Raw genomic sequence first — 26,022 nt, 5'->3', positions numbered from 1 at the left:
CTGACGAAGGGTTCCTACCAACGACGGGCGTCCAAAGTCAGGGAAACCGAAGCGATGAACGCTCCCGTTCCGAACAACACCAAGGCCGAGCTGCTGCAGAACGTCGTCGAGCACATCGACATCACGTCGTTCGACGCCCGTCCGATCATCGACGCCATGCGCAAGATGTCGTTCAGCTCGCGCGACACCGCCCGCGCCGCCGACATCTTCAACATGGCGCTGGAAGACAAGTCCTGCTCGCCGTGGCTGATCCTGGCCGGCTCCACCTCGGCCGGCGGCTGCATGCACGTCTACCGCGACATGGTGAAGAACGGCATGATCGACGCCGTGGTCGCCACCGGCGCCTCGATCGTCGACATGGACTTCTTCGAAGCCCTGGGCTTCAAGCACTACCAGGCCGCCGGCCCGGTCGACGACAACGTGCTGCGCGACAACTACATCGACCGCATCTACGACACCTATATCGACGAGGAAGAGCTCCAGAACTGCGATCACACGATCCTGGAGATCTGCAACCGCCTGGAGCCGCGCGCCTATTCCTCGCGCGAGTTCATCTGGGAAATGGGCAAGTGGCTGAGCGAAGGCAACGCCAAGAAGCCCGGCTCGCTGATCCAGACCGCCTACGAGGAAGGCGTGCCGATCTTCTGCCCGGCCTTCGTCGACAGCTCGGCCGGCTTCGGCCTGGTCAAGCACCAGAAGGAACAGATCGCGGCGGGCAAGCCCTACCTGATGATCGACGCGGTCGCGGACTTCCGTGAACTGACGGACATCAAGATCGCGGCCGGCACCACCGGCCTGTTCATGGTCGGCGGCGGCGTTCCCAAGAACTTCGCCCAGGACACCGTGGTCTGCGCCGAGATCCTCGGCGTCGAGGCCGACATGCACAAGTACGCGATCCAGATCACCGTGGCCGACGTGCGCGACGGCGCCTGCTCGTCCTCGACCCTGAAAGAGGCCGCCAGCTGGGGCAAGGTCAACACCACCCACGAGCAGATGGTGTTCGCCGAAGCCACCACCGTGGTGCCGCTGATCGCCTCGGACGCCTATCACCGCGAGCACTGGAAGGGCCGTGAAAAGCCGCGCTGGCAGAAGCTGTTCGCCAAGTAGGCTTGATACGGACGAACCAAGAATGCAGGGTCCCCGAAGTTCGCTTCGGGGACCTTTTTCATGCGCGTCTTGTGGGTGGCCCTCGCCGGTCTGGTTGTCGCGGGTTGCGTGCCGGGCTCGCCCTACCTGGCCAAGGGCGCCTATGACGGGCGCAAGGCCGTGCCGCCGCCGCCCGCCGCCGGGTCCCCCGTCGACCAGCAGGACCGCGCCACCTTCCTGGCCACTCGCCAGCTCAAGGACAGCCCGCGCTGGTCGCTGGCCCGGCAGGACGCCCGCGAGGCCCGGATCCTGGACAGCTACAGCTGCGCCCTGGGGGTCACGCCCAGCCGCCGGGCCACGCCGAAGCTGGCGGCCATGCTGCGGCGGGTCAGCCACGACGTGCGGCCCGCCGTGTCCGGCCCCAAGCGGCTCTACAATCGCAAGCGTCCCTACCAGGTCGATCGCGGCGCCATCTGCGCCCGCAACGGCTGGATCGTGGCCATGACCTCGGACTACCCGTCGGGCCACACCACCTGGGGATGGACGGTCGGGCTGATCCTGGCCAAGGCCCAGCCGGAGCGGGCCGACGCCGTCCTCGCCCGCGCCCGCGCCTATGGCGAAAGCCGGGTGATCTGCGGCGTGCACAACGCCTCGTCCGTGGACGCCGGCCGGATCAACGCCACGGCTCTGGTCGACACGCTCGCCGCCTCACCGGACTTCCAGGCCGATCTGACGGCGGCCGGCGCCGAGCTCGACGCCGCCCGGGCGGCGGGGCCCGCCCCCGACAAGGCCCAGTGCGACGCCCAGGCCGCCCTCCTGGCCCATCCGCCGTACTAGAGCCCTCCCCTGTGGGGGAGGAGCAGTTGCGCGAGGCGGTCGCGCCCTCTACCTGTTGGCCATGGCCCATCACGCCGCGTGCGATCACGATCATCACAACCACGGCGTCGCCGGCTCGGCGCTCGAAGCCGAACTGGCCGCCGCCGAGGCCCGCTGCGGCGCGGCCGAACAGCGCCTGACCGCGCCCCGCCGCCGGGTGCTGGAACTGCTGCTGCAGGCCGGCCAGCCGGTGAAGGCCTACGACCTGATCGCCAGCTTCGCCATCGATGGTCCCCCCGCGAAGCCGCCCACCGTCTACCGGGCGCTGGACTTCCTCGAGAAGCAGGGCTTCGCCCACCGCATCGAGAGCCTCAACGCCTATGTCGCCTGTCGCAAGGAGGCCGACGGCCACGCCGCCGCCTTCCTGATCTGCGACTGCTGCGGCGCCACCCGCGAGATCGAGCCCAAGGCCAGCGCCGAGATCATCGCCGCCGGCGCCTCGGCCGGCTACGCCCTGACCGCCGTGACGATCGAGGCCCACGGGCTGTGCGCCGATTGCCGGGACGCCTAGGCGCCCTCGCCAAAGTCTGTACACTTTTTACGATTGAGACACCGCCTCACCGCCTTCTGGGAGAGCGAGATGAGCGATCGTGAACCGGCCAAGACGCACTGGTGGCACAGCGCCCCCATCGTGGTGAGCGCCATCGCTGGCCTGCTCACGGCGATCACGGGCCTGATCGTGGGCCTGCACCAGGCCGGCGTGATCGGCGGCGGTTCGGAAAAGCCGGCCGCGACGGCTGCGCCGGCCAGCGCCGCCTCGACAGCGCCCGCCGCCGCCCCGTCAGCCCTGGCCGCGCCGCCTGTCGCCGCCGAAGCCGCGCCCGCCCTCGCGCCCCTGACCGGTCCGCCCGGCCGAAACCTGCTGTCGCCGCAGTACGGCGGACGCCTGGTCGCCGCGCCGACCAAGGCCTGGTCGTCGGCCAACGACGACGTCCTGGGGCCTGGAACCACGATCACCTTCCTCGACGCCTTCGGCGTCTTCGGCTTCCAGGACGACCGGCCCGCCACCTTCGACCGTTTCGGCATCCTGGTCCTCAAGGCCGACGAAAATCCCGCCACGATCGAGATCGCCGTCGGCGACGCCCTGACCGGCCCGTTCCGGCCGCTGGCCAAGGTGCAGATCCTGAACCTGTACGTCGCGGTGAACGACGGCTGGCAGTATTTCGACCTGCCCAAGACCACCGCCCGCTATGTCCGGATCAAGACCAGCGAAAGGCCCGACGGCGGCGTCGTGGGCTATTTCAACGAGCTGAGCCTCGACGAGAAGCCCTCGGGCGAGAAGCCTCCGGGCGGGAAGTCTTGACGGCAGGGCGGGAGCGATTGCGGATGACAAGCAAACGCCGCTAGGGTTCGAACAATCGTTCACCCATCCCGGACACGCCCATGACGACCGCTGAGCCCTTCCCCGGCGTCGAGATCTGGCGCGGGGGCGTGAACACCTGGGACTGCGACGAGATGGGGCACATGAACGTGCGCTTCTATGTCGTGCGGGCCATGGAGGGACTGGCGGGGCTAGCGGCCGAGCTGGGCCTGCCGCACGCCTTCTCGCCCTACGCCAACGCCACCGTGGTGGTCCGCGAGCAGCACATCCGCTTCCTGCGCGAGGCCCATGCCGGGGCCACCCTGCACATGCTGGGCGGGGTGATCGAGATCTCCGACACCGAGGCCAAGGTGCTGCAGCTGCTGGTCCACACCGCCACCGGCCAGCTGGCGGCGACCTTTCAGACCACCATCGCCCACGTCACCCCGCGCGAGGGCGAGGCCTTCGCCTGGCCGCGCGTCGTGCATGAGCGGGCCGAGGCCCTGAAGGTCGAGGTTCCGGAACAGGCGCGGGCCCGCAGCCTGGACCTTTCGCCGTTCGAAACCACCGCCAGCCTGGAGCGCGCCGACGCCCTGGGCCTGCAACGCATCGGCCTGGGCGCCCTGTCGCCGACAGATTGCGACGTGTTCGGACGAATGCGCGCCGAGCAGTTCATCGGCCGGGTCTCGGACGGCATCGGCGCCTTCATCGGCCCGTTCCGCGACACCGTGGTCGCCCATGCCGAGCACAAGCCGGCGCGGGTCGGCGGGGCGGTGCTGGAATATCGCCTGGTCCAGCTGGCCTGGCCCCGGGCCGGCGACCGGGTCGAGCTGCGCTCGGGCCTGGTCGGGACGACGGGCAGCGCCATGCGCGTGGTCCACTGGATGCTGGACCCCACCACCGGCCGGGCCTGGGGCACCTCCGAGGCCGTGGCCATCACCTTCGACCTAGACGCCCGCAAGGTGGCGCCGATCTCGGGCGCCGCGCGTGCGGAGCTGGGCAAGTCGGCCGTGGCGGGGCTGGCGCTTTAGAACTCTCTCCGATGGGGAGAGGGGTCAAAGCAGCTCGAACAGATGCACCTGGTCCGCCAGCATCGCCACCTCCAGCGCGGTCTGGTCCCACTCGTTCTTGGCGTCCAGGTTCGCGCCCAACTCCAACAGCGCCGCGACCACCGACGCGTGCCCTGCCGCCGCCGCGTAGTGCAGGGGCGTGAAACCGCGATCTCCTGGCAGGTCGATCCGCCCGCCCAGGCGGACGAGGTCGCGGACATCCTCCGCCTGCCCCAGGCGCGCCGCCAAGTGCAGCAGGGCGTCCTTGGCCGAGCCGACGGTGTTGGGATCCGCCAGCGCCACCCCGGCCAGTTCCGGATGGGTGGCGTAGCGCGCCGCCACCTGCTCGAACGTCCGCGCCATGCCGCCTAGGCCGTCGCCATCTCGAAGATCGCCTCGCGCGCCAGGTCCGGACGCTCCATGGGCAGGAAGTGGCTGGCGCCGGCCACCGTCTCGACACGGATCGATGGATGGCGGCGCATCAGGCCCGCGCCGTCGCCGACATGGGCGGTCGAGCCCTTCTCGGCCTTGAGGATGCGCGCCGGGCAGCGGATGCGGCCCATGGCCCGCCAGGGATCGTGGGCCTGGGCGCTGTAGTTGGAGGCCTCCCAGGCCGGGGCGCAGGCCAGCTCGACCTTGCCGTCGCCGCGATCCTTGAAGCCGCCGCCGACATAGTCGGCCAGCATCGTCTCGGGCCAGGTCCGAAACGCCCCGCGCCCGCGATAGGCGGTGAAGGCGGCCTCGCGATTGTCGAACACGGCGCGGCGGCGCAGCGCGCCCTGCACCAGCGGCAGGTGCTTCCACAACGCGCCGGAGGTCCACGGCATGTGGGCGTAGAAGGCCATGATCCGCGGCATGATCACCGGGTCCAGCAGCACCAGGCCGCGCACGGCGTCGGGGGCGGCGGCGGCGGCCAGCAGGCTGACCGTGCCGCCCATCGAGTGGCCGGCCAGCACCACCGGCTGGGCCTGGTCCAGGGCGGTCAGCAGGGCCAGAAGGTCGTCGCGCAGGTCCAGCCAGCTGCGACGGTGCTCGGGATTGGCCGCCAGGCGGCTGGAGCCGTGACCGCGCTGGTCGACCGCCAGCACCCGCAGACCGGCCGACAGAGGGGCCAGCAGGGCGCGATAGGTCTGGCCGTTGAAGCCGTTGGCGTGGACGAAGACCACGTCGACCGGCCGGTCGTTGGGTCCGAACTCCAGCACCGCCATCTCGCCGGCCCCGGCGCGGCTGGCGATCGGGATGAAGCGTCGGCGAGGCTCACGGAAGACGGCCGCGTCCATGGCGAGATGCTCCTGTTGCGGCCACTGGTCCCTAAGGTAGGCGCGCGGCGTTACGTCGTCCATGGAGGGAACCATGAAACCGCCCACAAGCCCGTCCCCTGGCCCCCTGGCCACCATCGGCTACGAGACCGACACGCTGGACGGCATGATCGGCCGGCTGAAGGCCGCCGGCGTCGAGACGGTGGTCGACGTCCGCGCCGTGGCCGCCTCGCGCCGGCCGGGCTTCTCCAAGACCATGCTGGGAAACAGTCTGCGGGCCGAGGGGATCGACTATGTCCACCTGCGGCCGCTGGGCACGCCCAAGGCGGGCCGCGAAGCGGCGCGGCGGGGGCGGACCGACGAGATGCGGGAAATCTTCCACGCTCACCTGGCCGAGCCGGCGGCACAGGTGGCGCTGGGCGAGGCGACCGCCCTGGCGAGCGAGAGACGCATCGCCCTGCTCTGCTACGAGGCCGAGGCGCGGTGCTGCCACCGGGCGATCGTGGCGGATGAGATCCGGGCCCGGCTGAAGTGCGAGGTGGTGGATCTGTAGAGGTCTGAGCGGCGAACACTTGCCCCCTACGGGCCGCTTCGCGACCGTCTTCCCCCAGAGGGGGAAGAGGCGCGCCGCGTTCCACTCCTCCGCCCCCTATGGGGGCGGACAGACGGCGAAGCCGTCAGGTGGGGGCAAGTGCTCTTGCGCTCAGGCCGTCATCAAGCCGCCGTCAGCTGCCACTCGCCCTTGGTGTCCTTGCAGGCGCTGTAGCGCTCGGTGGTCGGGTTGGCGCCCTGGGTGCGGATCGAGGCGTTGATGACCCGGCAGCTGGGGGCCGGGCCGTAACCGCTCTGGTTCAGCAGCGAGGACGAGACGTAGCCGACGCCGTAGCCGTTGCGGCCCACCAGCAGCCAGTTGCTGTTCGGCGCGCCGCCCAGCACCTCGACGCGCTCGCCGGCCGACAGCTTGCCCACCACCTTGCCGCTGGTCGACGGACCCGAGCGCAGGTTGGCGGTCGAGCGGGCTGTGTAGTCGCCGCCGACGGCGTCGTAGCTGCGCAGCACCGTCACGCCGCGCTCGAAGCGCAGGCCGTCGCCGCTGAGCGGCGGACCGTAGGACGACGACACCACGTCGATGCGGCCCGAGGCGCCGGTGCGCGAATTGCTCCAGGTCTCCGACTGGCCGTTGTCCAGCGCCTTCTTGGTGGCCTGCTGGGCCATGGCCTGGTCGGTCGACTGCATGCGGCAGCCGATATAGGCCCCCGCCGCCGCGCCGGCCGCCGCGCCCAGCACGGTGCCCAGGGTCTTCTCGTTCTTGCTGACGGCGCGGCCGACCAGGGCGCCGACGCCGGCCCCGATCAGGGCTCCGCCTTCCTGCTTCTTGCCCGAACCCTCGCAGGCGAACAGCCCGCCGATCCCCTTTGACTGGGCCATCGCCGGCATCGGCGCGGCGACCAGCGAGGCGAGGACGGCGCCGACGGACAGGGTGGTGGCGATCGAATGCTTGACCATGGGGGAAGGTCTCCTCTGCAAGACTTCGGACCTTCGAAGGAAGGCCCGTTGGCGCCTGACGTCCCCATGATACAAGTGATCAACGATAAGGGAGAATGGAACGTGCAGGCCAAGCCAGACTATAGCTGCTTCGATGTCGAGATCGAGACAGGCGTGGCGCATCTGCGCCTGAAACGTCCCGAAGCGCTCAACACCATGACCCGGGCGTTCTGGAACGAGCTGCCGGCCATCGTCCGCGACATCGACGACAACGCCCGCGCCCGCTGCATCGTCATCTCCTCGACCGGCAAGCATTTCTGCGCCGGCATGGACCTGTCGGTGTTCACCGACGGCGAGGGCGTGACCGGCGGCGACCCCGCCGACCGCTTCGTGGCGGCCGAGAGCTTCCGCCGCCACGTCCATCACCTGCAGGACACGTTCAGCTGCCTGGACGAGGCCCGCATGCCGGTGATCGCCGCCATCCAGGGCGGCTGCATCGGCGGGGCGGTGGACTTCATCAGCGCCTGCGACATCCGCTACGCCAGCGCCGACGCCTTCTTCACGATCCACGAGATCAACATCGGCATGACCGCCGACGTCGGCACCTTCCCGCGCCTGTGCAAGCTGATCCCCGAGGGCTGGGTGCGCGAGCTGGCCTACACCGGCCGTCGCCTGCCCGCCGCCCGGGCCCGCGAGATCGGCCTGGTCAACGAGGTGTTCGCCACCCACGAGGAGGTCGTCGCCCACGCCCTGGCCACCGCCCGCGAGATCGCCAGCAAGTCGCCCCTGGCCGTGGCCGGCAGCAAGGTGATGATCAACTACGCCCGCGACCACACGATCAAGGACGGGCTGGACTACATCGCCACCTGGCAGACCGGCATGTTCTCGCCGCCCCACATGATGGAGGCCTTCCAGGCCAAGGCCCAGAACCGCGAACCGGTCTATCCGGACCTCGTGCCGCTGAAGAAGCGGATGTGAGCGATCCGGCCCCCTCGCCCTTGCGGGAGAAGGATCTGCAGCCGGCGGCCTAAGGCGCGGGAACGATCTGGATGATGGCGGCCCGATCCAGCCCGCCGGCCAGGACGGGGGCGATCTTGTCGTCCTTGCGTTGCCAGTACAGGTACTCGGAGGCTCCGACGAGCCCGAGCGCCGGCACGAAGGGCTCGGAGCCCCACCCCTGTCGCCCGTTTGTCGGGGCCATCACCAGCCGCAGCAATGCGGCGTACGGCCGGAGGTCCACCTTGCCTCTGTCGACGGCGACGAACCGATCCCGTGGCACCTGGCGCAGGAAGAAGCAGTCGTTGGGGGCGTTGGGCGCGTTGGGGCCGCCGTTGGGGTTGCGCTTCTGGAACAGCCATATCTCCGCGTTCGGGGCTTCCCGGGGGAAGTGCCTGCGCGTCTCGGGGTCCACGAATCCCAGCCCGCGACCGCCGTACAGGACACGGGAGATGTCCCATCGGCCCGCATGCATGTGGGGACCGCGCACGAGGTACCGACGTCCCTCCGTCAGGGAGGCTGGCAGGGTCCGGGTCCATTGCGGGATCGCCTCGTTCAGCATGGCCCGCTGCAGCGCCATGCTCTTGGTGGTGTCGGCGATCTCCTGCTTCAGGGTCTCGAAATCGCCGGCGGCGACGCGGGCGTTGGCCAGTTGGGACATGCCGATGTACTGGACCACGAACAACCCGTGCAGCCACTCGTCCAGCCGGCGCCAGTAGGTGCTGAGCGGCGTGTCGGGCGCGAGTTGCCGGCCGAGGAAGATCGGTTGCCAGCGCGAGGTGAACAGGCGGATCAGCGGATCGCTGACCCCCATGGGGTCCTTGCCGAGTAGGACGTCGCTGATGACCTTCAGGCTGGCCGTGGTGCCGCCGTTGACGTCGGTGATCGCCGCCCTCAGCTCCGCCGCCCTGCGGTTGCGCTCGTCCGGGTTCACGACGTTCGACAGATGCCCGAGCTGCGTTTGGAGGTTGTCGATCTGCTGGACCGAGGGATAGCCGCGGGTGATCAGGTGCTGGAACTTCACCTCGAACAGCAGGTCCGCCAGCTTGCCCAGGATCAGCTTCTGCTGCGCCAGGATCGTGTTCAGCATGGCCTTGATCTGTTCCAGTTCGGAGCCGCCGCCGCCCCGGCCGAGAACCCTGAGCAGCGAGGCGGACACCCATTTCAGGGCCGCGCCGCCGCCGGCCCGGGCCAGCTCTTCCAGCTTGCTCTTCAGGAATTCCTCGATGCCTTCGGGCGTGGTCAGCGCCTTGGCCTCGTCGGCCATCAGGGCGTTGAAGTTCGCCTCCGAGCCGAATTCCTCCATCAGGATTTGCGATTGCTCGAACGCCGAGGTTCCCGCCTCGTCAGCCGCCATAGCCCCCTCCACCCCTAATGCGGATCTAGACGGACCGCTCTGAGGGCGATCCCTAGAAATCTACCTGAGGCAGCATAGTGCGACATACTCGCAAGTAAATAGATTGATCGTCGGGTTTCCGACAAACGAACGCACCTCCGTCCTCGCTAGGCCCCCCGCCAGACGTCGCGTCAGTTCGGCCGACGACATCGGGGGCCTCGGCTACGATGGGAGCGAACGCCGGTGCCGTGACGGCGCGGCGGTTAGGCCTCGATCGCGTCCGGAAGCTCGGCGCTGGTCAGGTCGCAGCCGTCCAGCTTGCAGCGGGTCAGGTCGGCGTCGATCAGGCGGACGCGGCGGGCGTCGGCCTTGCTGAGATCAGCGCCGCGCAGCACAGCGCGGCTGAGATCGGTGCGCAGAACCCGGCCCTGGACGATGGTCAGCGGTCCCAGCTTGGCGCCGGAGAGATCGGCCCGCGACAGCTGAGCGCCGACGAGGCGCGCGCCGCGCAGGTCGGCGCCGCGCAGATTGACCCCGCGCAGATCAGCCTCAGACAGGTTGGCGCCCTGCAGCTCGACCTTCTCCAGGTTCATGCCGAAGAAGATCGCGCCCGGCGCCGACAGGCCGGCCAGGCGGCGGCCCTTCAGGCGCTTGAGCGGCCGGAAGTCGACCATCGGGATCTTGGCCGGCGCGCCGTCCCGGCCGTCGCTGGTCACGAACAGCTCGTGCGCCTCGAGGATCTCGTGCAGCGGCGCGTCGTCGACATAGATGATCGGCGGCGGGGCGCGCAGCACCTGCGTCAGGTCGGCGCCGTCGAAGGTGGTCCCGGCCAAATCGGCGCCGGTTAGCACCGCGCGGCGCAGCGAGGCCCCGCTGAGGTCGGCGTTGTAGAGATTGGCCTTGGAGAGATTGGCGCCGTTCAGGGTCGCCTTGTTCAACCGCGCGCCCTGCAGGCTGACCCCGGCCAGGTCCGCGTCGGTCAGGTCGGCGACCCGGGCGAAGGCGTCGCCCAGCTGGGCGCCGTCCAGCCGGGCCCCGCGGGTCACGGCGTGGTCCAGCTCGCCGCGCCGGGCGCGGTGATGCAGGATCTTGAAGCCCTCGGCGTTGTCCTGGGTGGCGGTGACGCCCTCGCGCAGGTCGCAACCGGAAAGGTCGGCGCCGCTGAGATTGGCCCCGCGCAGGCAGACGCCGCGCAGGTCGGAGCGCGAGAGGTTGGCCTCGCGCAGGTCGGCGTCGCGCAGGTCGGCCCCGTACAGGGTGGCCCGCGCCAGGATGGCGCGCGAAAGCAGCGCGCCGGCCAGGCGAACCCCGGTCATGTCGGCCTCGGAAAGGTCGACCCCCTCCAGGTTGACGTTGTCGAGATCGACATAGGAGAGATTGGCGCGGGCCCCGGCCGGCAGCCCCTTCAGATAGCGCCCATGGGCCTCGATCGCGGCCTTCAGCGCCTTGGGCGGAAGCGAACGGATCAGGCTCTGCCGAGCGGCCTGCGGAGTTGAGGGGGCGGCGGACATGCGAGGGCTCTTTTCGCCGAACCGTGTCACGCCATCTTTAAGGAAACGTTCGATTTATCTCGAAAAGTCAAAGCCATCCGCGTCTTTTGAACCATAGCAGCGGCCCGGCCGCGGCGATGACCATCAAAACCAGGGCGAACGGGTAGCCGTGCAGCCAGTTGAGCTCGGGCATGTGCGCGAAGTTCATGCCGTAGATCCCCGCCACCAGGGTGGGCGGCAGGAACATCACCGAGAACACGGAGAAGATCTTGAAGATGGCGTTCTGCTCGATGTTGATCAGGCCCAGAGCCGCGTCGAGCAGGAAGGTGATGTTGCCCGACAGGTAGCCCGAATGGTCGGTGATCGACTGGACGTCGCGCTGCAGCGACTTGAGGTGGTCGCGCAGTTCCTTGTCGCCCTCGAACTGGCCGGCCAGCGAGGCGAAGCTGAGCAGACGGGCCAGGCTGACCAGGCTGTCGCGGGCCTTGGAATTGACGATCTGGGCGCGGCCCAGGCGGTTGAGGATCGCCTCGAACGCCGCCCCGCGCGGGCGGCTGAAGATCACCCTCGACTGGCCCTCGACCTCGGCGGCGGTGCGCTCGAGGATGTCGGCCGTGCGGTCGATCACCGCGTCCAGCAGCCCCAGGAACGTMTGGGCGCCGCCGGGGCACAGACTGGGCTGGCGCTCGGCCTGGGCGGCGAAGGCCGCGAACGACTTGGGCTCGACATAGCGGATGGTGACCAGCCGGTCGCCGGTCAGCACGAAGGTCACCGGTGCGGCCGTGGGCAGGTCGCCGTCGGCGTTGACCAGCACCGTGGCGGTCATGAACGTGCCGCCGTCTTCCTGGTAGAGGCGCGAGGAGGCCTCGATCTCGGCCATCTCCTCGCGGGTGGGAAGCAGCAGGCCGATCGATTTCTCGACCGCCACTTCCTCGGCCCGGGTCGGGCTGACCAGCTCGATCCACACCGCGTCGGCGGGCAACACCCAGTCGGGCGTCAAGCCGCCGGGCTCGAAACCCGGCGCGCCATGGCGCAGCACCCTCAGCATGTGGAGTCAGCCTTGTTCACACGCCGGGCATGGCCCAGAGCGCGCACGCCGTCAACGCGGGGCTTGCGGCTTTTCGGCGTCTTGCGGCGGCGTGGAGGACTGCGACTGGGCGATCAGGGCCGCGATGCGGTCGGTCGAGTCGGCGGCCTGGTTGATCATGTCCAGCGGCGAGCTGGCGCGGACCGAGGCGGCGACCTGGTTGGCGGCGGACTTGGCCAGCGAGACCGCGGCGTTCTGGGCCAGGGCCAGCTTGCTGGTCGCGGCGGCGATCGTGACCGCCTGGTTGTTCTGATAGATGAAGCCGTGGGTCGGATAGACCGTGGTGCCCAGGTCGCGGATCGGGTCGTACCAGACCTTCACTTCGCTCCAGTCGCCGGCCGGCGAGACGTCGACGACGGTGACGTCCTTCTCGACCTGGCCGCGGCCGCCGTCGATGATCGACCAGTTGGCGTGGGTCACCTGGATCACGCGGTCGGTCAGCACCTGGCTGACGAAGGCGACGTGGCCGAGGTTCATGCGGGCGGTGGGCTTGAAGCAGAGCACCGCGCCGGCGCGGGGCACGAAGCCCGTATCGTACTTGCCGATCGCCTGGCTCCACCAGGTGCGGGCGTCGCCGAAGATCTGGATTCCCGACATCAGACGCGCGAACGGGACGCACTGCCAATACCCGTCAGCGACCGCGCCGGACATCGGCACAAGGCTGATCATGGCGGCAGCGGCCAGGGAACCCCATAGGGCTCTCGTCCGTTTCGTCATGCTGTGGGTACTCCCCGCGTCACTAGGGTTAAGGGATAACCCTCGCAGGGAAATATGAAAAGTCTGTTTATCCGGCTTCAGCTGTGGCAGGGCGTCGCTGTTTCCGCTCTTTCGCCCAAGCTTTCATGTGCTCCCGCGCCGGCTTTTCGATGATGTGATAGGACAGCGCCGACAGCGGAACCAGCGCGGCGACAACCAACAGCCAAGCATAGAGCGGCAGCTGATCTCCATCGATTTTCAGAACCTTGAGCGCTGCATTGACCGCCAGGATCTTCCACGGGATGCAGATCATGTAGGTCGAGTAGCTGATCTCGCCCAGATACACGAGCGGGGCCTGAGTCGCGACGCGCGACCCGGTCGCGGCCATCGCCGCCAGCATGACGATCAGCCCGCCCAGGGTCATGACAATCACTTGATCGGGGGCACCGAACTGCACAGCTAGCAGCACCGCGGCGCCCGCCAGGCAGGCGCCCAGGCCCGAGAAGCGGCCGGTGACCGCGCCCGAGCGCCACAGGGCGTGCAGGGCGCAGCCGTAGGCGAAGCACGGCACGATCCGCAGGAAGCCCCAGCGGATCGTCGCCTCGGTCAGCGAAAAGCCCGCCAGCTTCTGGAACAGCGGATAGAGGACAGCGATCAAGGCCAGGGCCAGGCCGACGGCCAGGCGCGGCCGCTCGCGCAGCCGCCAGGCGGCCCAGGCGAAGGTCGGGAAGCTGAGATAGGCGAACCACTCGGCCGAGATCGACCACGAGGGATGGTTCCAGCCCGAGACCGGCGCGAAGCCCCAGGCCTGGACCAGCAACAGATTGGCCGGCAGGGCGCTCCAGGCCAGCATGTTGTGGTCGACGGCGATGCCGGCCACGCCCGCCGCGGCGGCCATCAGGCCCACGCCCGCCAGGGTCACCAGGTGCAGCGGATAGACCCGCGCCAGCCGGTTCCACAAGAAGTCGCCGTAGCGGAACCGCCCGTTCCCGACGCCCTGCAGATAGACGTGGCAGAGGATGAAGCCCGACAGGGTGAAGAACGCCTCGACCCCAAGATAGCCCTTGCCGATCATCGCCGGCGGGACCGCCGCCGAGAGGTTCGGCCAATAGTGGTACATCACCACCCAGAAGGCGGCGAAGAACCGAAGGGCCGTCAGGGGCTTGATATTGGCGGCGTCTGGCATCATGTCGACTCTCGGTTCGGCGAAGCCTGGGGGCTTCCGTCGCGTTCCTTGCATGGACGGCGCCTCTTGAGGGGGAGGCGATGGCGCGTTTTCCGAACCGGAATTTAGATCGGTACGATGAACGAACTCCTTCACCTCGCCGCGAGCCCAGCCGCCTGGGCCGCCCTGGTCACGCTGATCGTCATGGAAGTCGTGCTTGGCATCGACAACCTGGTGTTCATCTCAATCCTCTCCAACAAGCTGCCGCCCGAACATCGACAGAGGGTGCGTCGGATCGGCATTTCGTTGGCCTTGATCATGCGACTGGTCCTGCTTTCGACCATCGCCTTCATCGTGGGCCTGACCGCCCCGGTGTTCGACCTGGGCCTGGCCGGTCCGCTCTCTCACGGCGAACCGACCTTCGAGACGGCCTTCTCCTGGCGTGACCTGATCCTGATCGCCGGCGGCCTGTTCCTGATCTGGAAGGCCACCAAGGAAATCCACCACAGCATGGATCCCGACGCCGACGAGTCCGCCCCGGACGTCAAGACGGCGGCGATCTCCAACGTCGGCGGGGCGATCTTCCAGATCATCCTGCTGGACATCGTGTTCTCGATCGACTCGATCCTGACCGCGGTGGGCATGACCGATCACCTGCCGATCATGATCATCGCGGTGATCGTGGCGGTGACCGTGATGCTGCTGGCCGCCGACCCGCTGGGCAACTTCATCAACAACAACCCGACGGTCGTCATGCTGGCCCTGGGTTTCCTGCTGATGATCGGCGCGGTGCTGATCGCCGAGGGCTTCGGGGTGCACGTGCCCAAGGGCTACATCTACGCCGCCATGGCCTTCTCGGCCGGCGTCGAGAGCCTGAACATGCTGTCGCGCCGCAAGGGCGGGGGCAAAAAGCACTAGCCTGGGACGGGGACAGGCGCATGCGCCTGTCCCCAACCTCGACGACCCTCCCCCCCTGTGGGGAGGCGATCGCGTAGCGATCGGTGGGGGGAGTTTTTGGGATCGTCGATCCTGGCGGCGGCTGTCCGCAGACCACGCCCCCCTCCGCCGGCTTCGCCGACACCTCTCCCACAGGGGGAGAACCTTTCCCGCTTGCGAACCGCGCGGGCCGCCCGCATGAAGCGGCCCCAGGGACGTACGTGGGGACAGCATGACCACCCAGACCTTCACCGACACCGAGCGCCGGATGACCCTGGCCGGGCTGATGATCGTCTTCCTGCTCAGCGCCCTGGACCAGACGGTGGTCTCCACGGCCATGCCGCGGATCATCGCCGAGTTGAACGGCCTGACCCTCTATTCGTGGGTGACCACCGCCTATCTGCTGACCTCGACGGTGATGGTGCCGATCTGGGGCAAGCTGGGCGACATCTACGGGCGCAAGCCCGTGCTGCTGGCCGGCATCGCCATCTTCCTGGCCGGCTCGTGGCTGTCGGGCCTGTCCGGCGAGTTCGGACCGGTGCTGGGCATGAGCGGCATGGTCCAGCTGATCGTCTTCCGCGCCCTGCAGGGGATCGGCGGCGGCGCCCTGTTCACCACCGCCTTCGCGATCATCGCCGACCTCTATCCGCCGCGCGAGCGGGGCAAGTTCGCCGGCATCTTCGGTTCGGTGTTCGGCCTGGCCAGCGTGCTGGGCCCGCTGATCGGCGGCTATTTCACCGACCACGGGACGGTGCACCTGGGCGGCCACGTGATCGCCGGCTGGCGCTGGGTGTTCTACGTCAACCTGCCGCTGTCGCTGCTGTCCCTGTTCATGATCCTGGTGAAGATGCCGCCGCTGGAGCACCGGCGCTCGGGCGCGGTCGACTATCTGGGCGCGATCCTGCTGATCGCCGCCTTCGTGCCGCTTCTGCTGGCGCTCAGCCAGGGCGGCCACGACTTCGCCTGGAGCTCGCCCCAGAGCCTGGGCCTGTTCGCCTTCGCGGCCGTGGCGCTGGCCCTGTTCCTCTATGCCCAGACCCGGGTCAGCAACCCGCTGGTGCCGCTGCGGCTGTTCGGCAACCGGGTGTTCGCCACCGCCAATCTGGCCGGCTTCCTGATCTCCATGGCCTTCCTGGGCGTGGTGACCTACCTGCCGCTCTACATGCAGCTGGGCCTGGGGGTGGACGCCACGACCAGCGGCCTGGCCATCCTGCCGCTGATGGGCGGGCTGATCGTCGCCTCGACCGCCGCCGGCCAGCTGGTCAGCAAGACCGGCCGCTACAAGCCACTGATGATCGGCGGAGCGGTGCTGCTGCTGGTCGGGATCGGGCTGTTGACCCAGGTGACCGCCCACACCACCCTGCCCGACCTGTGCTGGCGGATGGCCATCGTCGGCCTGGGCCTGGGACCGGGCCAGAGCATGTTCAACATCGCCACCCAGAACGCCGTCGAGGTGCGCGACATCGGGGTGGCCACCAGCTCCAACCAGTTCTTCCGCCAGATCGGCTCGACGATCGGGGTCGCGCTGTTCGGCGCCCTGCTGACCCACCGCCTGGGCGCCGAGGGCCAGGGCTTCGACCTGGGCTCCCTGCAAGGCCTGGCCCTGAAGGCCACCGCCCAGGGCGCGGCCCGTCACGCCGATCCGGTCCTGGCCCAGGCCCTGACCCACGCCATCACCGGCGTGTTCGCCGCCGGCCTGGTCGTGATCGTGGCGGGGCTGGTGGTGATCTTCATGATCCCGGAACTGCCGCTGCGCAGCCGGCAGCCGGGCCCGGAACCGGTGCTGGAGAAGGAGCCGGTTTAAGAGCCCAGCGCGCGATTGGGGCCTTATCCGCGCCCTACAGGAAGCTGTACGGATCCACGTCGAACACCACCCGCACCGAGTTCGGGACCTTGGCCCGCGCCCGCCACGCCGCCAGGAAGCCCTGCAGGTCCACCGACCGATCCGCCCGCACCAGGAACCGCTTCCTCCGCCGCCCCCGCACCAAGGCCAGCGGCGCGTCGGCGGGGCCGAAGACCTCGACACCCTCCGCGTTGGGCGTCGCGGCCGCCAGGGCGTTGCAGTAGGCCTCCAGGGCCACCGGATCGGGACCGGTGGCGATCACCGCCGCCAGACGTCCGAACGGCGGCAGGCCGGCCTCCTGGCGCATGGCCATCTCGGCTTCCACGAAGGCGTCGCGGTCCTGGGCCTTCAGGGCCTGCAGCACGCCGTGCTCGGGCGAATAGGTCTGGAGCAGGGCCCGGCCCGGCTTCTCGTGCCGCCCGGCCCGCCCCGCCGCCTGGGCCAGCAGCTGGAACGTCCGCTCGCCGGCCCGCAGATCGCCGCCGCGCAGGGACAGGTCCGCGTCCACCACCCCCACCAGGGTCAGGTTGGGGAAGTTGTGGCCCTTGGCGGCGGCCTGGGTGGCCACCAGGATGTCGATCTCGCCGGCCGCCATGCTGTCGACCAGGGCCCGCGCCCCGGCCGCGTCGAACACCGTGTCGGACGAGAACACCGCCACCCGGGCGTCGGGGAACAGGTGGCGCGCCTCCTCCTCGACCCGCTCCACGCCGGGGCCGATCGAGGTCAGGCTGTCCTTGGCCCCGCAGTGCGGGCAGGCGTCCGGCTTCTTCATCGAGAAGCCGGTCAGGTGGCAGACCAGGCGGCCGGTGTAGCGATGCTCGACCAGCCAGCTGTCGGTGTCGGGCGACTTCATCTTCTCGCCGCAGGCCTTGCACAGCACCAGCGGCGCATAGCCCCGGCGGTTCAGGAACAGCAGGCTTTGCTCCCCTCGCGACAGAGCGACCGACACCGCCTTGACCAGCGGCGGCGACAGCCAGCGGCCGGGCTCCGGCGGGGTCTCGCGCATGTCGATCAGGGCGATGTCGGGCAGTTGCGCGGCGCCGTGGCGGGCGCTGAGCCGCAGCCAGCGATAGCGGCCCTGCTGGGCGTTCCACAGGCTTTCCAGCGACGGGGTGGCCGAGGCCAGCACCACCAGCGCCCCCTCGATCTTGGCGCGGGCGACGGCCAGGTCGCGGGCCTGGTAGATGAAGCCCTCTTCCTGCTTGAACGAGCCGTCGTGCTCCTCGTCGACCACCACCAGCCGCAGCTTGCGGAACGGCAGGAACAGGGCCGAGCGGGCCCCGACCACGATCCGCGCCTTGCCGGTGGCCACGCCCTCCCAGGCCCGGCGGCGGCGGGGCGGCGAGACGCCCGAATGCCACTCGACCGGGGCCGCGCCGAACCGGCTCTCGAAACGGGCGATCACCGCCTGGGTCAGGGCGATCTCGGGCAGCAGGATCAGCACCTGATTGTCGGGATCGGCGGCCAGGGCGGCGGCCACGGCCTCCAGATAGACCTCGGTCTTGCCCGAGCCGGTCACCCCGTCCAGCAGGGCCGCCTGGAAGCCGCCGGCGCCGAGCATCTGGGCCAGCACGTCGGCCGAGGCCTGCTGGCTGGGATTGAGGGTCTGCGGCGGCAGCGACAGGTCGGGCTGCGGGAAGCTGGTGTCCGGCTCCAGCCAGGTGACGGCCAGCACGCCCTCGTCGACCAAGCCCTTCACGACGCCCGCCGAGACGCCGGCGGCGGCCGCCAGGGCGCCCGAGGCCAGCGGCCCTCGCTCGGCGGCCGCCAGAACCTTCAGGCGCGCGGGCGTCATCTTGGCCGGTTGGGCGCCGGTCAGGGCCAGGGCCTTGTCGGGCTTGGCGGCCGGATGGCGCAGGCCGCGCAGGGCCATGGCCAGGGGCCAGCCGGGAATGTCGACCGAATAGCGCGCCGCCCACTCCACGAACGTCAGGACGCCCGGCGGCAGCGGCGGATCGTCCACCCGCTCCAGCACCGGCTTCAGCGGCCGGTTGCCGCCGGTCCCGTCGCGCAGGGCGGTGACCACGCCGCGAATCACGCGCGGACCCAGCGGCACGGTCACGTGGTCGCCGACCTCCAACCCCAGGCCTTCCGGCTCGGCGTAGTCGAACGCCTCGGGCAACGGCATGGGCAGCAGGACGGAGGCTATGCGGGGCATGGGACCAGACATGAAGGGACTTGGGTTCTGCCTCGGAAACATCCCCAGGTCGAGAGGAGCCGTCGCCGCGCCATCAAGCCGCTGTTAACCGACTTGGGGCTTCATCGGTCTCGTCCCCGACGTGAACATATGGGGACGAAGTGCGAACGGAGTAGGACCAGCCATGACCGACGCGACGCAAGCCAGGCTGCCCCTGACGGTCGATCCCGCGCTGGTCCGCGACTTCCTGCTGGCCGAGCCCGACTTCCTGCACAGCGATCCCGACCTGCTCAGCGACCTGGGCCTGCGTCCCGACGCCAGCAACATCGTCGACTTCGGACCCGCCGCCCTGGCCCGGATCTCGGCCGCCCACGAGCGCGAGGCCCTGGTCCGCCGCCGGATCGAGGCCACCGCCCGCGCCAACTTCTCGGCCCAGGCCCAGACCCACGCCGCGGTCATCGACCTGCTGGACGCCCGCAACCATTCCGACCTGGCCCGCCGGGTCGACGAGATGGCCATCCTGCGCTTCGGCCTGGCGGCCGGCGTCGTCGTGCTGGAAGGCCCGGGCCGGGTGCCCGCCGGCTGGCACGGCCTGATCGCCGGCCAGATCGACATGACCATGGGCGACCACGGCGTGGCCCGCATGGGCTTCCACGCCCCCGCGCTGGGCCTGTTCGGCGAGCGCATCGAAGAGATCAAGAGCATGGCCATCGTCCGCATGGCCCTGTGGGAGCCTTCGCGCCAGGGCCTGCTGGCCTTCGGCTCGGCAGACCCCGAGGGCTTCACGGCCGACATGGGCACGGACCTGGTGGCCTTCCTGGCCCGAGTCGTCGAGCGCACGGCCGAGCGTTGGCCGATCCTGTGACCGGCGCCCGCCAGGCCCTGACCGCCTGGCTGGACCATCTGGCCAACGAGCGGCGCGCCTCGCCGCGCACCGTGCGGGCCTATGGCGACAACGTCCTGGCCTATCTTAACTTCCTGGAGCGCCATCGCGGCGAGCCGTCCTCGGTCGCCGACATGGGGACGATCACCGCCGCTGAGTTGCGCGCCTACCTGGCCTTCCGCCGCGAGCCCTCGTCTTCAACGGCCCCATCCTCTTCGAAGGCTGACGACGGCCTCTCCCCCCGCTCGCTGTCGCAGAGCCTGTCGTCGATCCGCGCCTTCCACCGCTATCTCGACCACCGGCTGGACACGCCCAACGCCGCCATCGGCCTGGTGCGCGGGCCACGCATCAAGGTCGGCGCCCCGCGTCCGGTGTCCGAGGACCAGGCTCACGGCCTGATCGCCGAGCTGTCGATGGATCCCGACCGCGAGGACTGGGAGGTGGCCCGCGACGAGGCGGTGCTGACCCTCCTGTGGGGCTGCGGCCTGCGGATCTCCGAGGGCCTGTCCCTGACCCACCGCGACGCGCCCCTGGCCGACACCCTGCGGATCACCGGCAAGGGCGGCAAGACCCGGATCGTGCCGGTGCTCGACATCGTCCGTGAGCGGATCGACGCCTATCTGGCGGCCCTGCCCTTCGCTCTCGGACCCGACGATCCGCTGTTCCGCGCCAAGCGCGGCGGGCCGCTGTCGCCGCGCCACGTCCAGGCGACGATGCAGAACCTGCGCGGCCGCCTGGGCCTGTCGGACCGCGCCACGCCGCACGCCCTGCGCCACTCGTTCGCCACCCACCTGCTGGGGGCGGGCGCGGACCTGCGTTCGATCCAGGACCTGCTGGGCCACGCCTCGCTGTCGACCACCCAACGCTATACCCAGGTGGACGCGGCGGGCCTGCTGGCGGCCTACGGCAAGGCCCATCCGCGGGCGTGACAACGATCGGGGGCAGGCACTCGTGCGTGTCCCCAGCCTCGAGCGCGGTGCTGGCGCCTATCTCGCGAACGGCATTGCCAGAGTGGGGACACGCACGAGTGCATGTCCCCGTTCCTACAGGTCCCGCGCCTCCAGCGCCGCCAGCAACGCCGCCAGCCTGTCCGCCTCGGCCTGCACCTCGCGCGCCACGAACGGCGACGGCAGGTCGGCCCGCGCGGTGGGCGGCGAGCGCTTGACCTCCACCAGATTGACCGCCTCGTTGGGATCCAGCGTCAGGTCGTACATCTCCCACTCCTGGGCCGCCTGGCCGGACGGATCGAAATAGCGGCTGAGCTTGTGGCGCGCGGTCCGCACGCAACGCACGTGGTTGGGCTGGCGCACCGAGCCAGGGGCCAGGTTCACGCCCGGATGGTCGTGGTTCACCTGGTCGACCACCCGGTTGTAGACCGCGAACTCCTTGTCGCACTTGAGGTTGGCGGGATCGTCGTTCGAGGGCGACGGCGCGGTGATCTCGTCGTCGGTGATGAACAGCACGCCCTGGCGCTGGCCGCCGTCCGGCTCGATCACCGTATCGGTCTGGCCCTTCAGCAGGCCCGACAGGTCGACGCCCGGCAGGGGCGGCACGGGGCGGTGGCGGCCCAGGGTCTCGGCGATCCCGGCCCGCTGCTCGGCCGTCACCCCGGCCAGGCCCAGCACGGTGGGCAGGATGTCGATGTGGCTGGTCAGGGCGTCGATCTGGCGCGGCGTGCAACCCAGCGGCCCACGACCCGTCCCCGGCTCGTCCTCGACGACCTTCGTCGACGGCGGGAACCGGACGATCACCGGCACGTGCAGGGCCTCCTGATAGGCCGTGTGCCACTTCTCGATCATCATGCCGTGGGCGGCGCCGTACTCCCCGTGGTCGGCCAGGAAGATCACGATGGTGTTGTCGGCCTGGCCGGTGTCCTCCAGCGTCTTCAGGACGGCGGCCACGTGGGTGTCGACGATCGAATGGAGCCAGGCGTAGAGCTGGAGGAACTCCAGGGCGTAGCGCTCGGGCTCGTCGCTCAGCTGGAACGGGATCACCGCCTTCAGGGCCAGCTTGGCGGCGGTGTCCAAGGCCCGCTCGTCATTGTCCGGCAGGCGGGGGAACTGGGCCTCCAGCTGCGAGCGGGCGCCGTTGACGATGTTGAAGCCGGTCTTGGCGTTCAGCGCCAGGCCCACCTTGTAGGCGTAGTCGTGCTGGCAGCTGGGCTTGTCGGCCAGGGACTCGTTCTGGGTGGGCGACGGCAAGGCGCAGTCCTGCGGGAAGCCCAGGGCGTTCAGCGCGATCTGCAGCGTGCCGGCGGTCGGCGGCGGCGTCTTCTGGCCCTGCAACGGCACCGTCAGCGGACCGAAGATCGACTGGGTCCCCGAATTGTCCGGGGTCGGCAGGGCCTGGGCGATAACCGCGGGATAGGTGGCGATGTCGTGGGGGTTGGTGAACGAGGCGACCGCGAACCAGGGCGGGATGTCGGTCGGATCGGGTCCGTTGGCGTAAGGGTCCTGGGCCTGCTCGTCGGCGGTGGCGCGGTTGTAGTTCAGGGCCAGGGCCTTGCGGCGGATGAAGGCGCAGGCCTGGTCGGTGAAGCCGGCGTCGCGATAGACGCCCAGATTGTTGATCGCCGCCCCGTGGGGCTCGGGATAGGACTCCTCCCAGTCGTCGAAGCCGTAGCGGTCCAGCGAGTGCTCGGGCGGATTGCTGACGTGCCACTTGCCGAAATAGTGGGTGGTGTAGCCGGCCTGGCGCATCCAGGTCCCCAGGGTGGGGATGCCGTCCGCCGCCAGCCAGGGGAAGTTGTAGGAGTCGCCGCTCTTGAACAGGCCGTCGGTCTGGGTGACTCCGGTCCTGGTCCCGTACTGGCCGGTATAGATCGTCGCCCGGCTGGGCGTGCAAGCGCTCGCGGCGATGGTGTGGTTGCGCAGCAGCGCCGCGTTCGCGCGCAGGGCCAGCAGGCCGGGGAAGAACCTGGCGTAGGGATTGTGGTCGTCGTCCTCGCGCTGAAAGCCCAGGATTCGCTTCAGCGGCTCGGCGAAGCCCGCCTCGGGTCCGTAGGAGAACCGCGGAAAGCGGTACTGGTCGCAGGTGATCAGCAGGATGTTGGGCCGGGTCGCGTCGGTCATGTGCATCTCCCCCCAGGGGCCTCCCCACGTCGGGCGGCGCGCTCCCTCGCCGCGGCCCAGCTATGCACTATTAGGTTGAAATTATGATGTCGCAATCACCTATGAGCGCACACCAGAGCCGGCGCGCCCGGTCCCCGCTGTGACATTCCGTCGCTCGCGGGCGGCCAAAGCCTGGCAGTTAACCGCGTTTTTACGGCGTTGGCGGCTTCTGACCCCAAGACCGGAGCCCGTACCCCTTTTCGGGCACGACCGGACATGGGGTTAGCGATGAAGTTCGACGATCTGAAGATCTCCACCAAGGTGGCCCTGCCGGCTGTCATCCTGACCGTGGTCGCCCTGGCGATCACCGGCGTCGGGGCCTGGCAGTCCATGGACGCGGAGGCGGACACCAAGGTGCTCGTCGAACAGCGCGCGCCCGCCGAACTGGAAAGCTCGCGCTTCAATCGCCGCGTCACCGCCATCGGCTATGCGGCCTATCGCACCGTCTCCAATGACGGCGCCTCGGCCGAGGCCAAGGCCGCCAGCGACGAGATCGACCTGGCCTACAAGGAAGCCAAGGCCAACCTGGACGCCCTCAAGAAGGCCGACCCGACCGCCGCCAAGCAGGTCGCCGGCTTCCAGAACCGCCTCGACGGCATCTATTCCAGCGCCCGCCAAGGCGCCGACCTGGGTCTTCAGAACGCCGGCGAGGCCGCCAAGATGGTGATGGGCGTGATCGATCCCGACATCGCCAGCCTCAGCAAGGACGTCAGCGCCTACACCAACAAGCACAACGACGAGACCAAGGCCATGGTGGCCAAGAGCGCCAAGGAGAACAGGGCCGGCACGATAATGACCATCCTGTTCGGTCTGGTCGCCTCGGCCGCCGCCATGGTCTTCGCCCTGTGGATCGGCCGCTCGAAGATCTCGGCTCCGCTGAACAACCTGTCGCGCACCATGGAAGTCCTGGCCCAGGGCTCGGTGGACGTCGAAGTGGTCGGCGCCCTGCGCAAGGACGAGGTCGGCGCCATGGCCCGCTCGGTCCAGGTGTTCAAGGACAACGCCCTGGCCCTGCGCACCGCCGAGGCCGCCCAGCAACGCGCCAGCGCCGAGACCGAAGCCGAACGCGCCCGCAACCAGGAAGCCGCCGAGGCCGCCGCCCGCGAGCAGGCCTTCGTCATGGAGAACATCGCCACGGGCCTGACCCGCCTGGCCGACGGCGACCTGACCTATCGCGTCGACGCCGCCTTCCCGCCGGCCTACCAGCGCCTGCAGAGCGACTTCAACGGCGCCATCACCCAGATGGAAGACGCCATGCGCACCATCGTCCACGCCGCGAACAGCATCGGTTCGGGTTCGGACGAAATCGCCTCGGCCGCCGACGACCTGTCGCGCCGCAGCGAGCAGCAGGCCGCCAGCCTGGAGGAAACCGCCGCCGCCCTGGACGAGATCACCGCCACGGTGAAGCGCTCGTCGGCCGGCGCCGTCGAAGCCTCGCGCGTCGTCACCTCGACCCGTTCGGACGCCGAACGCTCGGCCGTGGTGGTGCGCGGCGCCGTCGACGCCATGAACGAGATCGAGAAGTCCTCGCAGTCGATCAGCCAGATCATCGGCGTCATCGACGAGATCGCCTTCCAGACCAACCTGCTGGCCCTGAACGCCGGCGTCGAAGCGGCTCGCGCCGGTGACGCCGGCCGCGGCTTCGCGGTCGTGGCCCAGGAAGTGCGGGCCCTGGCCCAGCGCTCGGCCGACGCGGCCAAGGAGATCAAGACGCTGATCTCGTCCTCGACCCAGCAGGTCAGCCAAGGCGTGTCGATGGTCGGCCAGACCGGCGAGGCCCTGCAGGCCATCGTCAGCAAGGTCAGCGAGATCGACGGCCTGGTCAGCGAGATCGCCGCCTCGGGCGCCGAGCAGGCCACCGGCCTCAACGAGGTCAACGCCGCCGTCAACCAGATGGACCAGACCGTTCAGCAGAACGCCGCCATGGTCGAGCAGTCGACCGCCGCCAGCCACGCCCTGAAGGGCGAGGCCAACGGCCTGATGCAGATGATCGGGCGCTTCCAAGTGAACGGCGCAAGCGCCGCCGTCACCACGAGCCGCCGCGCCGCTCCGGCCACCCAGGTGACCCGCCCGGCCCCGCGCCCGTCCGTCGCCCCGGCCACCGCGACCAGCCGCCCCGGCGCCAACCCGGTCCGCGCGGCCCAGGCCAAGCTGGCCGCCTTCGCCGGCTCGGCCCAGCCGAGCTCGGACGACTGGGAAGAATTCTAGGGTTCAGTAAGCGTACCGCCCTCGCGTGATTGAGGGCGTCTCCTCCCCGAGAACTTAGCGTAGAGCCCCGCCGGATTTGCCCCCGGCGGGGCTTTTTCACGTTTGTCTGGCCACACGCCCTATCCGTTCAGTATGAACTAGCACGATTTAAGATTGATCTTTTCCAATAACTCCTCCCAAATGTTTCGCGGCTATTCGCTGCAATAAAGCCAATAACTAGGGGGAAACCGAATGCCTGACGGTTCATCGACTGAAGATGTATTCGCCAATGTCAGATCCATAGCCCAGGAATTTGAAAACAGCTGGCCTGGGAATTCACAGATCGGATGCTGGAACTACCGCGTCACGGCCTCGACCTGGGCGATGTCTGCGCAGGAAAATGGAAGCGCCGATACTTTCGATTACTTCCTGATCGAATTGAACGGCCAGAGTTCTCTGGCGGCGAGAGGCGGTCGCTCGATCGCCGGCTACGGCCTCTATGTCGACTACACCGTTCCCTACCAGCCGCCCTACAAGATCGTCACGACGTCGTGGGGCCCTCAGCCGGTCACCCAGGGGCCGCCCGACGGTCTCGAACTGATCGCCAGTTCGCCAGACACCTCCCAGGCCACCAATAGCTATACCGACACGATCAGCCAGACCGTCGGCGGCAGCGTCGGTTTCATGGGCGACACCCCCACCGGTTCGGTCAGCGCATCGACGACAATCACCAACTCAACCACCCGGACGGTGTCGGACCTTCAAATCATCAATCGGTCGGGCGTCGATGACAACCTCACCTGCGAGTGGCAGTACATCGTGAACCCCGGGTCGCTGGAAGCGCAGGGCGAGACGCCGCTGCTGGCCCAGATGCTGGTTCGCCGTCCACATTCGGCCGACCCGCTGAAGGTCGGGATCACGGTGCTCACCTATTTCAGCAACAACGGCCTCAACATCAGCGATTCGGAGTGGCAAGGCCTGGACCAATTCATGCCCGGCTTCGCGGGCGACAACCTGCCGCCGCTCGAACAAGGCAATGCGCGCCTGTCCATGTGCTACAATCTAGCCATCGACGCGCCCCCTTCCCCAAGGAAGGCCTGA

Annotated in this window: 23 protein-coding genes; 13 read left to right on the top strand and 10 right to left on the bottom strand. The window is 69.2% G+C overall.

Going from position 1 to position 26,022, the window contains the following annotated elements:
• Nucleotides 1-54: 54 nt before the first annotated feature.
• From AC1DMQ_RS04845 to AC1DMQ_RS04825, 5 genes are all read left to right on the top strand, one after another.
• Nucleotides 55-1,107 carry a 1,9-bis(guanidino)-5-aza-nonane synthase gene (locus AC1DMQ_RS04845; RefSeq protein ID WP_477032412.1) on the top strand — a complete coding sequence of 351 codons (1,053 nt, stop codon included), beginning with the start codon at nt 55-57 and terminating at the stop codon, nt 1,105-1,107.
• Nucleotides 1,108-1,167: 60 nt separating this feature from the next.
• The gene (locus AC1DMQ_RS04840) at nt 1,168-1,923 is read left to right on the top strand and encodes an acid phosphatase (protein ID WP_477032411.1); all 756 of its coding nucleotides are present in this window, start codon (nt 1,168-1,170) and stop codon (nt 1,921-1,923) included.
• A 61-nt stretch (nt 1,924-1,984) separates the two neighbouring features.
• Nucleotides 1,985-2,473, top strand: coding sequence for a transcriptional repressor (locus AC1DMQ_RS04835; RefSeq protein WP_477032410.1), 489 nt, complete (start codon nt 1,985-1,987; stop codon nt 2,471-2,473).
• 69 nt (nt 2,474-2,542) lie between these two features.
• Entirely contained in the window at nt 2,543-3,265 is a 723-nt protein-coding gene (locus AC1DMQ_RS04830; protein ID WP_477032409.1) for a hypothetical protein, read from the top strand.
• Between the two features lie 80 nt (nt 3,266-3,345).
• The gene (locus AC1DMQ_RS04825; RefSeq protein ID WP_477032408.1) at nt 3,346-4,293 is read left to right on the top strand and encodes a thioesterase family protein; all 948 of its coding nucleotides are present in this window, start codon (nt 3,346-3,348) and stop codon (nt 4,291-4,293) included.
• 24 nt (nt 4,294-4,317) lie between these two features.
• On the opposite strand, the gene AC1DMQ_RS04820 is transcribed toward AC1DMQ_RS04825, so the two are convergent.
• On the bottom strand, nt 4,318-4,674 hold the full coding sequence (locus tag AC1DMQ_RS04820; protein WP_477032407.1) for an ankyrin repeat domain-containing protein: 357 nt from the start codon (nt 4,672-4,674) through the stop codon (nt 4,318-4,320).
• A 5-nt stretch (nt 4,675-4,679) separates the two neighbouring features.
• Nucleotides 4,680-5,591: an alpha/beta fold hydrolase gene (locus AC1DMQ_RS04815; protein ID WP_477032406.1), complete on the bottom strand. Its 912-nt coding sequence runs from the start codon at nt 5,589-5,591 to the stop codon at nt 4,680-4,682.
• A gap of 73 nt (nt 5,592-5,664) precedes the next feature.
• Here AC1DMQ_RS04815 and AC1DMQ_RS04810 point away from each other — a divergent pair, with 73 nt between their 5' ends.
• Nucleotides 5,665-6,123 carry a DUF488 domain-containing protein gene (locus AC1DMQ_RS04810; RefSeq protein ID WP_477032405.1) on the top strand — a complete coding sequence of 153 codons (459 nt, stop codon included), beginning with the start codon at nt 5,665-5,667 and terminating at the stop codon, nt 6,121-6,123.
• A gap of 161 nt (nt 6,124-6,284) precedes the next feature.
• Here the strand turns inward: AC1DMQ_RS04810 and AC1DMQ_RS04805 are convergent, their stop codons facing one another.
• On the bottom strand, nt 6,285-7,076 hold the full coding sequence (locus AC1DMQ_RS04805) for an SH3 domain-containing protein (protein WP_477032404.1): 792 nt from the start codon (nt 7,074-7,076) through the stop codon (nt 6,285-6,287).
• Between the two features lie 66 nt (nt 7,077-7,142).
• Between AC1DMQ_RS04805 and AC1DMQ_RS04800 the strand changes: the two genes are divergently transcribed.
• Nucleotides 7,143-8,033: a crotonase/enoyl-CoA hydratase family protein gene (locus AC1DMQ_RS04800; protein ID WP_477032403.1), complete on the top strand. Its 891-nt coding sequence runs from the start codon at nt 7,143-7,145 to the stop codon at nt 8,031-8,033.
• Between the two features lie 49 nt (nt 8,034-8,082).
• Here AC1DMQ_RS04800 and AC1DMQ_RS04795 read toward each other — a convergent pair whose 3' ends face one another.
• The 5 genes from AC1DMQ_RS04795 to AC1DMQ_RS04775 all read right to left on the bottom strand — a co-directional run bounded on the left by AC1DMQ_RS04795 (nt 8,083) and on the right by AC1DMQ_RS04775 (nt 13,846).
• Nucleotides 8,083-9,408, bottom strand: a complete 1,326-nt coding sequence (locus AC1DMQ_RS04795) for a hypothetical protein (protein ID WP_477032402.1) — start codon at nt 9,406-9,408, stop codon at nt 8,083-8,085.
• Between the two features lie 242 nt (nt 9,409-9,650).
• Nucleotides 9,651-10,898 carry a pentapeptide repeat-containing protein gene (locus tag AC1DMQ_RS04790; RefSeq protein ID WP_477032401.1) on the bottom strand — a complete coding sequence of 416 codons (1,248 nt, stop codon included), beginning with the start codon at nt 10,896-10,898 and terminating at the stop codon, nt 9,651-9,653.
• A 67-nt stretch (nt 10,899-10,965) separates the two neighbouring features.
• Complete coding sequence (locus AC1DMQ_RS04785; RefSeq protein ID WP_477032400.1) at nt 10,966-11,925, bottom strand: magnesium transporter CorA family protein; 960 nt, start codon at nt 11,923-11,925, stop codon at nt 10,966-10,968.
• A gap of 51 nt (nt 11,926-11,976) precedes the next feature.
• Complete coding sequence (locus AC1DMQ_RS04780; protein ID WP_477032399.1) at nt 11,977-12,681, bottom strand: CHAP domain-containing protein; 705 nt, start codon at nt 12,679-12,681, stop codon at nt 11,977-11,979.
• 67 nt (nt 12,682-12,748) lie between these two features.
• Nucleotides 12,749-13,846, bottom strand: a complete 1,098-nt coding sequence (locus tag AC1DMQ_RS04775) for an acyltransferase family protein (RefSeq protein WP_477032510.1) — start codon at nt 13,844-13,846, stop codon at nt 12,749-12,751.
• 117 nt (nt 13,847-13,963) lie between these two features.
• Between AC1DMQ_RS04775 and AC1DMQ_RS04770 the strand changes: the two genes are divergently transcribed.
• Entirely contained in the window at nt 13,964-14,743 is a 780-nt protein-coding gene (locus AC1DMQ_RS04770; protein ID WP_477032398.1) for a TerC family protein, read from the top strand.
• A gap of 250 nt (nt 14,744-14,993) precedes the next feature.
• Nucleotides 14,994-16,565: an MDR family MFS transporter gene (locus tag AC1DMQ_RS04765; RefSeq protein ID WP_477032397.1), complete on the top strand. Its 1,572-nt coding sequence runs from the start codon at nt 14,994-14,996 to the stop codon at nt 16,563-16,565.
• Between the two features lie 34 nt (nt 16,566-16,599).
• Here AC1DMQ_RS04765 and AC1DMQ_RS04760 read toward each other — a convergent pair whose 3' ends face one another.
• Nucleotides 16,600-18,762 carry a primosomal protein N' gene (locus AC1DMQ_RS04760; RefSeq protein ID WP_477032509.1) on the bottom strand — a complete coding sequence of 721 codons (2,163 nt, stop codon included), beginning with the start codon at nt 18,760-18,762 and terminating at the stop codon, nt 16,600-16,602.
• A gap of 163 nt (nt 18,763-18,925) precedes the next feature.
• Between AC1DMQ_RS04760 and AC1DMQ_RS04755 the strand changes: the two genes are divergently transcribed.
• Both AC1DMQ_RS04755 and AC1DMQ_RS04750 read left to right on the top strand, forming a co-directional pair.
• Nucleotides 18,926-19,606 carry a DUF484 family protein gene (locus tag AC1DMQ_RS04755; protein WP_477032396.1) on the top strand — a complete coding sequence of 227 codons (681 nt, stop codon included), beginning with the start codon at nt 18,926-18,928 and terminating at the stop codon, nt 19,604-19,606.
• Entirely contained in the window at nt 19,603-20,553 is a 951-nt protein-coding gene (locus AC1DMQ_RS04750; protein ID WP_477032508.1) for a tyrosine recombinase XerC, read from the top strand. The genes AC1DMQ_RS04755 and AC1DMQ_RS04750 overlap by 4 nt, the downstream gene beginning before the upstream one ends.
• A 114-nt stretch (nt 20,554-20,667) precedes the next feature.
• On the opposite strand, the gene AC1DMQ_RS04745 is transcribed toward AC1DMQ_RS04750, so the two are convergent.
• Complete coding sequence (locus tag AC1DMQ_RS04745; RefSeq protein ID WP_477032395.1) at nt 20,668-22,695, bottom strand: sulfatase-like hydrolase/transferase; 2,028 nt, start codon at nt 22,693-22,695, stop codon at nt 20,668-20,670.
• 267 nt (nt 22,696-22,962) lie between these two features.
• Here AC1DMQ_RS04745 and AC1DMQ_RS04740 point away from each other — a divergent pair, with 267 nt between their 5' ends.
• Together AC1DMQ_RS04740 and AC1DMQ_RS04735 are read left to right on the top strand one after the other, a co-directional pair.
• Entirely contained in the window at nt 22,963-24,942 is a 1,980-nt protein-coding gene (locus AC1DMQ_RS04740; protein WP_477032394.1) for a methyl-accepting chemotaxis protein, read from the top strand.
• A 231-nt stretch (nt 24,943-25,173) separates the two neighbouring features.
• Complete coding sequence (locus AC1DMQ_RS04735; protein WP_477032393.1) at nt 25,174-26,022, top strand: hypothetical protein; 849 nt, start codon at nt 25,174-25,176, stop codon at nt 26,020-26,022.

The organism is Caulobacter sp. 05L422 (assembly GCF_056397765.1).
The sequence above is the reverse complement of the archived record's forward strand: the minus strand, read 5'-3'. Positions and strand labels throughout refer to the sequence as shown.

Bases quoted from the DNA above. Each gene is read 5' to 3' on its own strand.
- AC1DMQ_RS04745 (WP_477032395.1), bottom strand. From the start codon at position 22,695: ATGACCGACGCGACCCGGCCCAACATCCTGCTGATCACCTGCGACCAG.
- AC1DMQ_RS04805 (WP_477032404.1), bottom strand. From the start codon at position 7,076: ATGGTCAAGCATTCGATCGCCACCACCCTGTCCGTCGGCGCCGTCCTC.
- AC1DMQ_RS04820 (WP_477032407.1), bottom strand. From the start codon at position 4,674: ATGGCGCGGACGTTCGAGCAGGTGGCGGCGCGCTACGCCACCCATCCG.
- AC1DMQ_RS04735 (WP_477032393.1), top strand. From the start codon at position 25,174: ATGCCTGACGGTTCATCGACTGAAGATGTATTCGCCAATGTCAGATCC.
- AC1DMQ_RS04830 (WP_477032409.1), top strand. From the start codon at position 2,543: ATGAGCGATCGTGAACCGGCCAAGACGCACTGGTGGCACAGCGCCCCC.
- AC1DMQ_RS04825 (WP_477032408.1), top strand. From the start codon at position 3,346: ATGACGACCGCTGAGCCCTTCCCCGGCGTCGAGATCTGGCGCGGGGGC.
- AC1DMQ_RS04835 (WP_477032410.1), top strand. From the start codon at position 1,985: ATGGCCCATCACGCCGCGTGCGATCACGATCATCACAACCACGGCGTC.
- AC1DMQ_RS04770 (WP_477032398.1), top strand. From the start codon at position 13,964: ATGAACGAACTCCTTCACCTCGCCGCGAGCCCAGCCGCCTGGGCCGCC.
- AC1DMQ_RS04765 (WP_477032397.1), top strand. From the start codon at position 14,994: ATGACCACCCAGACCTTCACCGACACCGAGCGCCGGATGACCCTGGCC.
- AC1DMQ_RS04775 (WP_477032510.1), bottom strand. From the start codon at position 13,846: ATGCCAGACGCCGCCAATATCAAGCCCCTGACGGCCCTTCGGTTCTTC.
- AC1DMQ_RS04815 (WP_477032406.1), bottom strand. From the start codon at position 5,591: ATGGACGCGGCCGTCTTCCGTGAGCCTCGCCGACGCTTCATCCCGATC.
- AC1DMQ_RS04800 (WP_477032403.1), top strand. From the start codon at position 7,143: ATGATACAAGTGATCAACGATAAGGGAGAATGGAACGTGCAGGCCAAG.
- AC1DMQ_RS04760 (WP_477032509.1), bottom strand. From the start codon at position 18,762: ATGCCCCGCATAGCCTCCGTCCTGCTGCCCATGCCGTTGCCCGAGGCG.
- AC1DMQ_RS04790 (WP_477032401.1), bottom strand. From the start codon at position 10,898: ATGTCCGCCGCCCCCTCAACTCCGCAGGCCGCTCGGCAGAGCCTGATC.
- AC1DMQ_RS04780 (WP_477032399.1), bottom strand. From the start codon at position 12,681: ATGACGAAACGGACGAGAGCCCTATGGGGTTCCCTGGCCGCTGCCGCC.
- AC1DMQ_RS04810 (WP_477032405.1), top strand. From the start codon at position 5,665: ATGAAACCGCCCACAAGCCCGTCCCCTGGCCCCCTGGCCACCATCGGC.
- AC1DMQ_RS04840 (WP_477032411.1), top strand. From the start codon at position 1,168: ATGCGCGTCTTGTGGGTGGCCCTCGCCGGTCTGGTTGTCGCGGGTTGC.
- AC1DMQ_RS04755 (WP_477032396.1), top strand. From the start codon at position 18,926: ATGACCGACGCGACGCAAGCCAGGCTGCCCCTGACGGTCGATCCCGCG.
- AC1DMQ_RS04845 (WP_477032412.1), top strand. From the start codon at position 55: ATGAACGCTCCCGTTCCGAACAACACCAAGGCCGAGCTGCTGCAGAAC.
- AC1DMQ_RS04740 (WP_477032394.1), top strand. From the start codon at position 22,963: ATGAAGTTCGACGATCTGAAGATCTCCACCAAGGTGGCCCTGCCGGCT.
- AC1DMQ_RS04795 (WP_477032402.1), bottom strand. From the start codon at position 9,408: ATGGCGGCTGACGAGGCGGGAACCTCGGCGTTCGAGCAATCGCAAATC.